Here is a 12,538-nt window from a genome sequence, read left to right on the forward strand (position 1 = left end):
GAAAGCGTCCGCCATGTCATCCCCCAGCTCAGAGGACTCCCCCGTAGCCGCGCTCCAGGTGCGCGACGTCGTCAAGACCTACGGCGGTGTCGCAGCTCTCCAGGGCGTGTCCCTCGACCTCTACCCCGGCGAGGTGCACTGCCTCGCCGGCGAGAACGGGTGCGGCAAGTCGACCCTCATCAAGATCATCTCCGGGGCGGAGAAGCCCGACTCCGGCCAGATCGTCGTCGACGACATCGTCCACCACGCGATGGACACCACCGCCGCCATCAAGAGCGGCATCCAGGTCATCTACCAGGACTTCTCGCTCTTCCCGAACCTCACGGTGGCGGAGAACATCGCCCTCACGGCCGCCGTTGCCGAGCGCAAGCGGCTGTACTCCCGGCGCGCCTCCCGGCCCGCGGCTCAGGCCATCGTCGACGAGCTCGGCCTCGACCTGGACCTCGACGCCGACGTGGAGAGCCTCTCGGTCGCCGACAAGCAGCTCACGGCGATCTGCCGGGCGCTCGTCCACGAGGCCCGCGTGATCATCATGGACGAACCGACGACGGCACTGACCCATACCGAGGTCTCCCGCCTGTTCAGCCTCGTCGAGCGGATGCGCGCACGCGGAGTGGCCCTGATGTTCGTCTCGCACAAGCTCGACGAGGTCCTCGCCGTCTCGCAGCGGGTGACGATCCTCCGGTCGGGACGCCATGTGCTGACCGCCGACGCCGCCGATCTGGACCCCGCCTCGATCACGCGGCACATGACGGGCCACGACGTCGACGACGCCCGTGCGGTGTCGGTGCTCCCCCACGACGCTCCGGTCGTCCTCGAGGTCGAGGGACTCGGCCTGCCGGGCGCGTTCCGCGACATCTCGTTCACCCTGCGCGAGGGAGAGATCCTCGGCGTGACCGGACTGCTCGGCTCCGGCCGGACCGAGATCGCCGAGTCCCTCTTCGGCGTGCTCCCGGCCGCTCGCGGGACCGTGCGGGTCAGGGGCGAGCGCGTGCGCCTCCGGTCGATCGACGACGCGATCGCCGCAGGGATCGGCTACGTCCCCGAGGACCGCCTGTCCCAGGGGCTCTTCCTCGAGAAGTCCATCGCCGACAACATGATCGCGGGCTCGCTCGACAGTCACCGCACCCGCTGGCGCACCCTCGACAGCTCCCGCGTCCGGCAGACGATCCAGCAGCTGTTCGACCGTCTGCGGATCAAGGCGCCCAACGTCGGCGCGTCGGTCCGCTCGCTCTCCGGCGGCAACGCCCAGCGAGTGGTCATCGCCAAGTGGCTGGCCAACCGGCCTCGCGTCCTCATGCTCAACGGTCCGACCGTCGGCGTCGACGTCGGGTCCAAGCAGGAGATCCTCGACATCCTGCGCGCCGAGGCAGCCGCCGGTATGTCGATCATGGTGATCTCGGACGACGCCCCCGAGCTCGTCTCCTCCTGCCACCGCGTGCTGGTCATCCGGCAGGGCCGCCTGGTCCACATCCTCGAAGGACAGGAGATCGATGTGACGACGATCCAGGAACGGATGGCGGCATGAACACCTCCGGCTCCAGCGTCTCCGTCCTGCGCCGTCTTCGCGGCGCCAACAACGAAGGCGTCCTCGCACTCATCCTCATCGGCCTCGTCCTGGCGATGTCAGCGGCCAACCCCGCCTTCTTCACCCTCCCCACGATGTTCGCGATCGTGCGCAGCTCGATCGTCCCGCTGATCTTCGCCCTCGGGGTGCTGATCGTCATCATCTCCGGCGGGATCGACGTCTCGTTCGCGGCCATCGCCGTGTTCGCTGCGTACACCACGGTCCGCTTCTCGACGTCGATCACCGACCCGGGACTGATCGGAGCCTTCGCTCTGGCGCTGCTCGTCGGTGCGGGCCTCGGACTGGTGAACGGCGCGGTGATCGCGCGGTTCAAGCTGCCGACGCTCATCGTGACCCTCGGCACGCAGGGGATCTTCAAGGGCGCCCTGCTCACCTACATCGGTTCGCGGTACATCGCCGACCTGCCCGGCTCGATGGCAGCGGTCTCCACCACGAACGTCGTCGAGATCTCCGTCGACGGACGCGATGCCTACCTCCACGTCATGGCCGTCCCGGCGCTGCTGCTCTGCCTGGCCGTCGCGTGGATGCTGCGCAGGACGATGTTCGGACGAGGGATCTACGCCATCGGCGGAGACCAGGAGGCCGCACGTCGTGCGGGATTCCGTGTGGTCAGGATCCAGGTCCTCATGTACGTGCTCGTCGGGATGCTCGCAGCGGTGGGCGGCATGGCCTACCAGATCATGGGGCGCAGCTCGAGTCCTCAGGAGCTCGTCGGCGGTGAGCTGGACATCATCGCCGCCGTCGTCCTGGGCGGGGCGTCCATCTTCGGAGGCCGGGGCTCCGTGCTCGGCACCACCCTCGGCGTCCTGGTCGTCCAGGTCATCGGCAACAGCCTCATCCTCGCCGGCGTCCCGAGCGCATGGCAGCGCGCCGCCGTCGGGGGACTGCTCATCGTCGGTGTCGGCGTCCAGGCGCTCGCGGCGAAGAAGTCGGGCCGACGCGTCCACACGAACGTCGACGACCCCGCCCCCGAACCAGAGCCAGAAGCCGAACGTGAGCGCGAAGGAGCACGAGCGTGAACAAGCGACCTTCCTCGACCAACGCATTCGTCCGGTTCAACGACGCCGTCGGCGACCAGTGGTCCCAGATCTCCGACCGGCTCCTGGTCAGCCGCGGCGCGTCGCGGATGCTGATCCTCGTCATCCTGTCGTTCGCGTTCTTCGCCGCACTCAACCCGAGCGTCTTCCTCAGTCCGCTGAACCTCCAGAACATCGCCGTCGCCTCGCCGGAGGTCGGCGTCATCGCGATCGCCATGATGCTGGCGATGCTGACCGGAGGGATCGACCTCTCGCTCGTCGCGATCGCGAACCTCTCGGCGATCACGATCTCGACGCTGTACTCGGCGGTCGCGGCAGGCAACCCGGCAGCGGCGGAGCAGCTGACCCCGGTCCTCGTCCTCATCGGTCTCGTCGTCGGTCTGCTCGGTGGTCTCTTCAACGGCTTCCTGGTGTCCCGGGTGGGGATCACGCCGATCCTCGCCACTCTCGGGACGATGCAGATCTACAACGGCATCGCCGTCGCGTGGACCGGGGGAAGCACCCTCTACGGCTCGCCGGAGGTCCTCACCGCGATCGGGCACGCGACCGTCGCGGGCGTGCCGATGCTCTTCATCATCTTCCTGCTCACGGCAGGCGTGATCGGCGTCGTGGTCTCGCGGACCCCCCTCGGCCTGAGGATCCAGTTCCAGGGAGCCAACCCTGTCGCCGCGCGCTACTCGGGGATCAACAGCCGCCGGGTGCTCATGAGCACCCACGTCGTCGCAGGGCTGCTCGGCGGTCTCGCCGGGGTCCTCTTCATCGCGCGGAACCCGACGGCCTCCGCCGACTACGGGGCCTCGTACGTCCTGCTCGTCATCGTCATCGCGGTGCTCGGCGGCACCAACCCGGCCGGCGGCTTCGGCACCGTCGCCGGCGTGGTCCTCGCCACCCTGACGCTGCAGATCGTCTCCAGCGGCTTCACCGCGGTGCGGCTCTCCGCCTACGAGTACGCCATGGCGCAGGGCGTGATCCTCATCCTCGTCATGGTCGCCGACCAGGTCACCTGGCGCAGGCGACGCCGACCACAGACGACACCGGTGGATCCCGTCGCCGTCGGCACCTGAGCCGCTGATCCGCCGCACCACAGCACGTGCCCAACCAGTTCCGACCGAGAAGGTAGCGATGAAGAAGATCATCAACCAGCCAGCCCGATTCGTCGACGAGATGATCGAGGGAATCCTGCTCGCCCACCCGGACCTCGTGAAGACTCCCGGCGACGACGCCCGCATCCTCGTGCGCGCCGACGCGCCGGTGTCCGGCAAGGTCGGGATCGTCACGGGCGGCGGATCAGGTCACCTCCCCTTGTTCAAGGGCTACGTGGGCCGCGGCCTGTGCTCGGGTGTCGCGATCGGGAACGTCTTCAGCTCCCCCAGCTCCCAGCAGGTCTTCGAGGCCACCAAGGCCGTCGACGGCGGCGCAGGAGTCCTGTACCTGTACGGCAACTACGGCGGCGACGTCTTCAACTTCGACCTGGCCGCAGACCTGTCGGAGCTCGAGGACATCGAGACGCTCACCGTGGTCGGCCGCGACGACGTCGCGAGCCAGCCGAAGGAGCGCAAGACGGATCGCCGCGGCGTCGCGGGCATCCTCTTCGCCTTCAAGGCGGCCGGCGCTGCGGCCGAGCGCGGGGACAGCCTCGCCGAGGTGGCAGCCGTCGCCGAGGACGTCATCGAGCACACCGCGACGATGGGGATCGGCCTCTCGCCGACGATCCTGCCGACGACGGCGCAGCCCAGCTTCGAGCTGCCCGACGGTGAGATGGAGATCGGCATCGGCATCCACGGCGAGCCGGGCATCCACCGCGGCCCTCTCGAGAGCGCCGACCAGATCGCGGACCGGATCGTCGACGCCCTCGTCGCCGACCTGGACCTCGCACAGGGCGCCCAGGTGGCAGTCCTGGTCAACGGCATGGGCGCCACGCCGCTCGAGGAGCTCTACGTCCTCTACCGGCGCGTGCACCAGATCCTGAGCGAGCGTGGTATCACGATCGCGAAGCGCTACATCGGCGAGTACGCCACCAGCCTCGAGATGGCAGGGGCGTCGATCTCGCTCCTGGCGCTCGACGACAACCGCCTCGCGCTGCTCGAGGCACCCGCAGAGTCTCCGTTCTTCCGGGAGGGCTGAACCATGGAGTCACGAGAACTGAACGCCGCAATCCGACGGAGCCTCGCGGAGCTGGTCGGCTACGCGGACGAGCTCCGCGACCTCGACCAGGCACTCGGGGACGGCGACCTCGGCATCACGATCTCGCTCGGGGCGGAGGCCGTCATCGCCGCCCTCGAGACCATGCCGGAGGACGCCACACCCGCCGAGATCGCCAAGATGTGCGCGAAGGCGTTCGCGAACGCCAACCCGTCCACGATGGCCGCGCTGGTGGCCGGCGGCCTCCTCGCCGGGTCGAAGACCCTTGCCGGGCTCGACGACGTGACGGTGCAGGACGCCGCGACGTTCGTCCGCGCCGGCGGCGAGAACATCGCCACCCGGGGGAAGACCCAGATCGGGGACAAGACGATCCTCGACGCGATCATGCCTGCTGCGGACGCCCTCGCGGACGCCCCGGACGGGGCCACCGGCCTCGCCTCGGCGATCGCGAACGCCGAGAACGCCGTCGTCGTGACCCGCGACCTGCAGTCCCGTCGGGGGCGCGCCTCCTGGCTGCAGGAGCGCAGCATCGGCCTGCAGGATCCCGGCGCCACCGCATTCCTGCGCTTCCTCGAGTCGTGGCGCGACAGCCACGCGGTCGAGCGGGTGCAGTGAGGAGCCGGCGATGACGAGCATCGGGTTCCTCGGGCTCGGCACGATGGGTCGCGGGATGATCGCGAACCTCGTGACGGCAGGACACGACGTGACCGTCTGGAACCGCACGCCCGGTAGGGCGGAGGACCTCACCGGTGTGCGGGTCGCGACGACGATCGCCGACGCGGTCCAGGGCCGCGAGGTCGTCATGATCTGCCTGTCCGACGACGCAGCGGTCCGGCAGGTCGTCCTCGGTGCGGACGGCGTCGCGTCGGCTGCCGACCCGGGGACGGTCGTGATCGACCTCTCGACGATCAGTCCTGACCTCTCGGACGAGGAGGCTGCCGCCTTCGCGACGGCCGGGGTGCCGTTCCTCGACGCACCCGTCTTCGGCTCGAAGGGCGAAGCCGCCTCGGGCGGGCTCTGGGTCGTGGTCGGAGGCCCTGCCGAGACGCTCGAACGCGTCCGGCCGGTCCTGGACGTCGTCAGCGAGACCGTGCACCACATGGGCCCGAACGGCTCCGGGGCGCGCATGAAGCTGGTCGGCAACCTCCTCGTCGCCGCGCAGCTCCACGCCCTCGGGGAGTCGTTGGCGCTCGCGAGGTCCGCGGGGCTCGACCTGTCACGCGTCCTCGAGGTGCTCGCTGTCACGGACTTCCGCTCGCCGATCTTCGACGGTGTGGGTCCGATGGTGCTCGACGGCGACTACTCCACGTCGTTCGCCCTCAGGCTGATGCTCAAGGACGCGCGACTCATCCAGGAGTTCGCCGCCCAGGTGGGCGCACCTGTCCCCGGGGTCGACCTCGCCGAAGGCACGATCGCGGCGGCGGTCGACCGCGGGTACGGCGAGGAGAACGCCTCCGCGCTCATCAAGGTGATCGCGGAACGGGCAGGGGTCGACCTGAGCACGTGACTCCTCGCCTCCCCTGACGTCCGGCCACCGGACGCGGCCGGCACCTCTTCACTGCCCCCGAGGAGGTGCCGGCTGGAGGGAATCACACGGCGCACGGCCGGGTTCCGCTACCGACCTGCAGGCCGGACGAGGAGCACCGATGTCGACGACGACGACGCCGTGGGACCTGCTCGTGCTCGGTGGTGGCACCGCAGGGCTCGTCGGCGCCACCACTGCCGCCCAGCTCGGTGCGCGTGTCGCTCTCGTGGAGCGGGACCGCACCGGCGGGGACTGCCTGTGGACGGGCTGCGTGCCCAGCAAGGCCCTGCTCGCCGCGGCGAACCAGGCAGCGCAGGCGCGTCGATCGGCCGAGCTCGGCATCGTCGTCGGCTCCCTCCAGGTCGACCATGCCGCTGTGCTCGCGCACGTCCGCGAGGCGATCATGACGATCGAGCCGCAGGACTCCCCCGCACGACTGCGCGAGCACGGGGTCGCGGTGCTGCGCGGGAACGCGCGGTTCACCGGCCCGGGTCTCGTCGAGGTCGACGGGACCGAGCACCCCTTCCACCGCGCCCTGCTGGCCACCGGCGCGACACCGTCCCTCCCGGACCTCCCTGGCCTCGCGCAGGCAGCGCCCCTGACGAGCGAGACGATCTGGACGCTCGAGACGCTGCCGAACGAGCTCGTCGTCCTGGGCGGGGGGACGGTGGGCTGCGAGCTCGGACAGGCCTTCGCCCGGTTCGGGTCGCGCGTCACGATCCTCGAGGCAGGTCCGCGCATCCTGCCCCTGGAGGACCCGGATGCCGCGGAGGTCGTCCACCGGGCGCTGACGCGCGACGGCGTGCGGATCCTGACGGACCACCGTGCGGTCGCGGTCGAGCCAGGGGACGTCGGCGGCACGGTGCTGACGGCCGGGGTGACGGAGCAGGTCGGGTACGACACCCTGCTCGTGGCCCTGGGCCGCACCCCGCGGACCGATGCGATCGGGCTCGACCGGGCAGGGGTGCTGACGGATCCGCAGGGCTTCGTCGTGGTCGACCCGACCCTGCGGACCTCGAACCCGCGGATCTGGGCCGCGGGGGACCTCACCCCGCACCCACAGCTCACCCACCTCGCGGGGGTCCACGCGAGCGTGGCGGCCTCCAACGCCGTCCTCGGGCTACGCCGGCGGGCGGAGGTGGACGTCGTCCCGCGGGTGACGTTCACCGACCCGGAGATCGCCGCGGTGGGCACGGCGACCTGGGCCCGCGGCGGGGAGCGGCCGCGGATCGTCACCCGGGCCCACACGGAGGTCGACCGCGCCGTGACCGAGGGGCGAACCGAGGGCTTCTCCCGCCTCGCGCTCGGCAGGGGCGGGCGCGTCCTCGGCGGGACGATCGTCGGCCCCCGCGCCGGGGAGTCGCTCGCCGAGGTCGCCCTCGCGGTGCGGCACCGGCTCACCGTGCGGGATCTCATGGCGAGCGTGCACGCCTACCCCACCTACGGCGACGGCATCTGGAACGCCGCGATCGATGAGGTGCGACGGCGGCTCTCCCACCCCGCCGTGACCCGGGTCACCGCCGCGATCATCCGACGCCGCCGCAGTCCTCAGTCCTGGCCGATGCGTCGCCCGTCGACGGTCACCACGAGCTCCGCCGACTTCTCCGGCCAGAAGCAGACCAGGCCCGCGAGCCGCACCGACTCGGGCAGCGGGGTCTCGTACCCCCACACGGCGTCAACGAGCTCGACCCCACCCGCGGCGACGCTCCAGTAGGCCGACTCCCCCTTGTAGGGGCAGTGGCTCGTCGTCCCGGTCGGGGTCAGCAGGTCCATCCGGACGTCGGCGCGCGGGAGGTAGTACCGCACCGGAAGCCCGGTCTCCATGAGCGCGACCGGGCGCACGGAGTCCGCGACGACGACCCCGCCGAGCTCGACGACCACGTGCCTGCTGGACGGCAGGGCGTCGAGGCGCACGTACGGGCTGCGCGCGTGGGTGTGCAGCAGCTCGTCCTCCTCGAGCCAGGCGTCCATCGCGGACCAGGTGAAGGTCACGGCGTCGCGCATCCTCTGGTCGGGCGCCTCGGGGTGGCGTTGCGCCGCGCGCGCCAGGCGGCGATCCCCGAGGACGACGTCGAAGACCTCACTGGGGCCCAGCACCTTCGAGCGCGGCCCGTGGCCGACCGGGACGAGCTCGACCTCGATGTCCTGCTGACTGAAGTAGTACTGCGGGAAGTACGCGTGCTCCCACACGTGCAGCGGTGCGACGGCATCGGCGACGAGCTCACCACCGCTGTACGCCCGGATGCGGGTCACACCCTCCTGGACCGTCCCTGGGGCGACGGCCATCGGGCTCGAGGTACTGGACATGGGGCTTCCTCTCGGTGGCGGAACGGTCCCTGGGGAACCCGCCGCGGTCTCGCCCCATTCCGCCCACGCCCGGTCCGGCCGTCCGCACCGGCGCTGACACCCCTGGCGACCTCGACGACGTGACCCATGTCACAAACGGCTCGCACACCGCTCTGTGTGAGTACCAGGTGAACCACGCCTCACCACGACCGGCACCAAAGGAGCGCAATCATGGCCACCTCGTCACGACCCAGGCGGAGCTCGGCAGCCCGCACCCCGACCGAGACCGTCGACACCGTCGATGCCCTCTACCCGCCGCGGCTCGAGCGCCTCTCCCTCAGCGCGGAGGCCCTGAGCGGCGCCGGGCCGGAATACTCCCAGATGCTGGAGTCGATCTGCGGGACCACCGACGACTCCCAGCCCGTCGAGCAGTACGACGGGACCCTCGGTGTGGCGCAGGCCTTCGTCGCCGCGCACCAGAAGCCCGCCGTCCAGGTCCAGTGGAACGCGGGCCTCGGCTCCGTCTACACGAACCCCGGGGACGTCGCAGGCGTCCGCTGGGGCAGCGGGACGCTGATCGCCGCGGACCTCGTGCTGACCTGCGGGCACCTGTTCGACCAGAACCCCAACGGCTGGACCGTCCCGCGGCAGAACGGCTCGACCAGCGCGATCACCCCGCAGGAGATCGCGACGAACATGCACATCAACCTGCTGTACCAGGTGGACCCGAGCGGGGTGCTGCGCACCGAGGTGCCCTTCCCCATCACCGAGCTCGTCGAGTACCGCCTCGGCGGGCTCGACATGGCGATCGTCCGCGTGGGCGGCAACCCGGGCACGACCTACGGCTGGACCGCCGTCGCGGCGGCCAACGCCGCCGTCGGGGACATGCTGGCGATCATGGGCCACCCCGCGGGGCACCCGAAGCGGATCGAGGCCGGCCCGGCCACCTCCGTGACGACGAACCAGATCCGCTACAACGACATCGACACGCTCGGGGGCAACTCCGGGTCGGGGATCCTGCACGCCGCCACGGGCGAGATCGTCGGCGTCCACACCAACGGCGGCTGCAACGCCTCCGGCACGGGGAGCAACTCCGGAACCGCGATCGCGGGGATCCTCGCCGTCTCACCGACGCTGCAGGCCCTGCCGCACGGGTCCCGCACCGCCCTGGCCGACGACGGCTTCACGGCCCTGGCAGCAGACGTCCACGCGACCTCGCACGCGCTGGACACCGTCGCCGCAGCCGACCAGATCTTCACCCGTCTCGACCTCGACGCGCCCACGACCCTGCGCGCGGCGGACTCGCACACCGTCGCGGACCTGCTGGGCACCCCGCTCGGCGCCGACACCTCCGGGTGGTGGGACCAGCCGGGCACCCTGCGCGCTGCGGACGCCGGCACCTTCCACGCCGGTGACGCCGGCACCTTCCACGCCGGTGACAACCCGAACACCTGGGTCGAGAAGATCGTCGACCCGCGGTTCGGCCGGGACCCGGTGTTCCGACCAGGAAGGTTCGCAGGATCGTCCGGGCTCGGTGGCGCACGTCCCTTCGTCCAGGCGGGCCCGTACCGTCCGGTCGAGGGCGCACCCGCAGAGCCGACGGAGCTCGAGCTCGTCCTGGCGGAGCTCGCGAACGCGATCGCGGCCGGCCAGGCAGCTCTCGCGTCCCTCGAGACCGTCTACGGGGTGATCGCCGGAGAGCCCGACGACGCCGACCTCGGCTGACCGGGAGGGGAACAGATCATGATCGGCATCGTGTCGCACGCAGACGACCTGCACACCCGTGAGGTCCTGCGTCACCTGGACCACCTCGGCGCCGACACGGTGCTGATCGACACGGCGGGACTCCCCCGGGACGTCGCCCTCACCACCACCCAGGACGCCGACCGCTGGCATGCGGACTGGGTGGTGGTGGGGGACGACGGCCCGGCGGCCCGGTCCGTGGACGCGGACGAGCTCCGCGTCATGTGGTGGCGCCGGCCCCAGCCGTTCGGGCTCCACGAGGAGATCGGCTCGGCCCAGGACCGCGCCTTCGCGCACGGCGAGTGCGCCGCAGCCGTCGCGGGCCTGTGGTCCTGCCTGGACGCGACCTGGGTCAACGACCCCGACCGCGACGAGGCGGCCTCGCGCAAGATGTGGCAGCTGAAGATCGCCACGCGCCTGGGGCTGCGCGTCCCCCGGACCTGCATGACGAACGACCCGGAGCGGGCCCGGGCCTTCATCGCCGCCGAGCCGACCGGGGTCATCTACAAGTCCTTCAGCGCCACGGCCAGGACCTGGCGCGAGACCCGCCCGGTGGGCGAGGTCGACCTCGGGCTGATCGACGCCGTGCGCTACGCGCCGGTCATCTTCCAGGAGCTCATCCCCGGGGGCGTCGACATCCGCGTCACGGTGATCGGCCGGGAGATGTTCGCCGCCGAGTTCCGCGCAGGCGAGTCCGCGTACGAGTTCGACTTCCGGATCGACACCGCCCACTGCCCGACGGCCGCGCACGAGCTCCCCTCCGCCCTGCGCGAGCGACTGCTCGCCCTGATGGACCGGCTGGGCCTGCTGTACGGGGCGATCGACCTGCGCCTGACCCCCGAGGGCGACTACGTCTTCCTGGAGATCAACCCGGCGGGCCAGTGGCTGTTCGTCGAGTACGCCACCGGGCAGCCGATCACCGCTGAGCTGGCGGGCCTCCTGGCCCGCCTGGACACGGCCGACGCCGCGTCAGGCGTGCACGACGGTCCCGCTCTCGCCTCGCATCGCGAGCGGAGCCTTCTCCAGTGAGCAGATCACCGCACGCCTGCCCGGTCCGCTGGCGGCGAACTCCATGGCGGCCTGCACCTTGGGCAGCATCGAGCCGGCGCCGAACTGCCCCTCGTCGACGTACCGCTGCGCGGTCGCCAGGTCGAGCTCCGCCAGGTCCCGCTGCTGCGGGGTGCCGAAGTCGACCGCCACGCGGTCCACGGCGGTGAGGACGAAGAGGTACTGAGCCCCGACCGCCTTCGCGAGCGTCGCCGAGGCGAAGTCCTTGTCGATCACCGCAGCGACCCCGTGCAGGTCGCCGTCCTCGTCGCGGACCACCGGGATCCCGCCCCCACCGCAGGCGACGACGATGAACTCGTGGTCGAGCAGGTTGAGGATCGAGTCCCGTTCGACGATGCCCACCGGACGGGGTGAGGCGACGACCCGTCGCCAACCCCGCCCGGAGTCCTCCACCATGACCAGTCCCGGACGTTCCGCCATCTGCGCGGCGGCCGTGGCCTGGTCGTAGAAGGCGCCGATCGGCTTCGTCGGCCGGTCGAACGCCGGATCGTCAGCGGCGACCTCGACCTGCGTGACCACGGAGGCCACGTGCCAGGGCATCCCCACCCGGTGGAGCTCCTTCGCCAGGCCCTGCTGGAGGTGGTAGCCGATGTAGCCCTGGCTCATCGCGGTGCACTCGGGCAGGTCCATCGCCGTCACCTTGTCGCTGTGCCGGGCAGCGATGTCGAAGGCGAGGTTGATCGCCCCGACCTGGGGTCCGTTGCCGTGCGACACGATGATCTCGTGGCCCTGGGCGATCAGACCGACGAGCGAGGGCGTGGCGGCGTCGATGCAGTCCCGCTGCTCCTGCGCCGTGCTGCCCAGGGCGTTCCCGCCCAGGGCGATGACGATGCGTGACACGACCCCGCCTCAGAGGATCCCGGCGAGGAGCTGGTCGAGCTCCGCCTTCGCCGCGTCGACCTTGATCGGGTTCACGACCTCCGGCCGCAGGAAGTACACGAGGAGCGCGCGCTGGGCCGTCAGGCGGTTGCCGGCCTCCTCGAAGGCGATCGAGTAGTCGGAGTCGAGCACCTCGTCGGTGACCTCCTCGTTGCGCGTGGCAGGCAGGCAGTGCATGAACTTGGCTCCGGGGTTCGCCAGTGCCATGAGCTCCGCGTCGACCTGGTACGCCGGCATGAAGGCCGCGAGCCGCTCGGCCTCGCCGAGCTC

10 protein-coding genes and 2 pseudogenes are annotated in these 12,538 nt (G+C 70.9%); 9 read left to right on the top strand and 3 right to left on the bottom strand.

Translation table 11 applies throughout. The annotated features are described in order from the left end of the window. The first annotated feature begins 13 nt into the window (after window positions 1-13). The 7 genes and pseudogenes from ABWK99_RS01765 to ABWK99_RS01795 all read left to right on the top strand — a co-directional run. Window positions 14-1,528, top strand: a complete 1,515-nt coding sequence (locus ABWK99_RS01765; RefSeq protein ID WP_372592968.1) for a sugar ABC transporter ATP-binding protein — start codon at window positions 14-16, stop codon at window positions 1,526-1,528. Next, on the top strand, window positions 1,525-2,607 hold the full coding sequence (locus tag ABWK99_RS01770) for an ABC transporter permease (protein WP_372592969.1): 1,083 nt from the start codon (window positions 1,525-1,527) through the stop codon (window positions 2,605-2,607). Before ABWK99_RS01765 ends, ABWK99_RS01770 begins: the two co-directional genes overlap by 4 nt. Then, window positions 2,604-3,689, top strand: a complete 1,086-nt coding sequence (locus ABWK99_RS01775; protein ID WP_372592970.1) for an ABC transporter permease — start codon at window positions 2,604-2,606, stop codon at window positions 3,687-3,689. The genes ABWK99_RS01770 and ABWK99_RS01775 overlap by 4 nt, the downstream gene beginning before the upstream one ends. Before the next feature lie 58 nt (window positions 3,690-3,747). Beyond that, window positions 3,748-4,749, top strand: coding sequence for a dihydroxyacetone kinase subunit DhaK (locus tag ABWK99_RS01780; RefSeq protein WP_372592971.1), 1,002 nt, complete (start codon window positions 3,748-3,750; stop codon window positions 4,747-4,749). A gap of 3 nt (window positions 4,750-4,752) precedes the next feature. Further along, a complete protein-coding gene (locus ABWK99_RS01785; RefSeq protein ID WP_372592972.1) occupies window positions 4,753-5,382 on the top strand; it encodes a dihydroxyacetone kinase subunit L in 630 nt (209 codons plus the stop codon). Between the two features lie 10 nt (window positions 5,383-5,392). Beyond that, complete coding sequence (locus ABWK99_RS01790; RefSeq protein ID WP_372592973.1) at window positions 5,393-6,274, top strand: NAD(P)-dependent oxidoreductase; 882 nt, start codon at window positions 5,393-5,395, stop codon at window positions 6,272-6,274. Window positions 6,275-6,413: 139 nt separating this feature from the next. Next, a pseudogene (locus ABWK99_RS01795) lies at window positions 6,414-7,745 on the top strand (NAD(P)/FAD-dependent oxidoreductase); the annotation flags it as partial. Window positions 7,746-7,840: 95 nt separating this feature from the next. Here the strand turns inward: ABWK99_RS01795 and ABWK99_RS01800 are convergent. Next, on the bottom strand, window positions 7,841-8,599 hold the full coding sequence (locus tag ABWK99_RS01800; RefSeq protein WP_372592974.1) for a DUF427 domain-containing protein: 759 nt from the start codon (window positions 8,597-8,599) through the stop codon (window positions 7,841-7,843). A gap of 210 nt (window positions 8,600-8,809) precedes the next feature. On the opposite strand from ABWK99_RS01800, the gene ABWK99_RS01805 reads away from it, so the two are divergent. Further along, window positions 8,810-10,303 (top strand): serine protease, encoded by a 1,494-nt coding sequence (locus ABWK99_RS01805; protein WP_372592975.1) that lies wholly within the window; start codon window positions 8,810-8,812, stop codon window positions 10,301-10,303. A 30-nt stretch (window positions 10,304-10,333) separates the two neighbouring features. Beyond that, window positions 10,334-11,350 (top strand): hypothetical protein, encoded by a 1,017-nt coding sequence (locus ABWK99_RS01810; RefSeq protein ID WP_372592976.1) that lies wholly within the window; start codon window positions 10,334-10,336, stop codon window positions 11,348-11,350. On the opposite strand, the gene arcC is transcribed toward ABWK99_RS01810, so the two are convergent. After that, window positions 11,291-12,229 (bottom strand): carbamate kinase, encoded by a 939-nt coding sequence (arcC, locus tag ABWK99_RS01815; RefSeq protein WP_372592977.1) that lies wholly within the window; start codon window positions 12,227-12,229, stop codon window positions 11,291-11,293. The two genes, ABWK99_RS01810 and arcC, sit on opposite strands and share 60 nt — an antisense overlap. Before the next feature lie 9 nt (window positions 12,230-12,238). Then, window positions 12,239-12,538, bottom strand: a pseudogene (locus ABWK99_RS01820) (hypothetical protein); the annotation flags it as partial.

It is taken from the genome of Actinotalea sp. (genome assembly GCF_041597215.1).
GTDB lineage: Bacteria > Actinomycetota > Actinomycetes > Actinomycetales > Cellulomonadaceae > Actinotalea.

Excerpts from the sequence above, each read along its gene's own strand:
- ABWK99_RS01765 (WP_372592968.1), top strand. The coding sequence starts at position 14 with ATGTCATCCCCCAGCTCAGAGGACTCCCCCGTAGCCGCGCTCCAGGTG.
- ABWK99_RS01770 (WP_372592969.1), top strand. The coding sequence starts at position 1,525 with ATGAACACCTCCGGCTCCAGCGTCTCCGTCCTGCGCCGTCTTCGCGGC.
- ABWK99_RS01780 (WP_372592971.1), top strand. The coding sequence starts at position 3,748 with ATGAAGAAGATCATCAACCAGCCAGCCCGATTCGTCGACGAGATGATC.
- ABWK99_RS01785 (WP_372592972.1), top strand. The coding sequence starts at position 4,753 with ATGGAGTCACGAGAACTGAACGCCGCAATCCGACGGAGCCTCGCGGAG.
- ABWK99_RS01790 (WP_372592973.1), top strand. The coding sequence starts at position 5,393 with ATGACGAGCATCGGGTTCCTCGGGCTCGGCACGATGGGTCGCGGGATG.
- ABWK99_RS01800 (WP_372592974.1), bottom strand. The coding sequence starts at position 8,599 with ATGTCCAGTACCTCGAGCCCGATGGCCGTCGCCCCAGGGACGGTCCAG.
- ABWK99_RS01805 (WP_372592975.1), top strand. The coding sequence starts at position 8,810 with ATGGCCACCTCGTCACGACCCAGGCGGAGCTCGGCAGCCCGCACCCCG.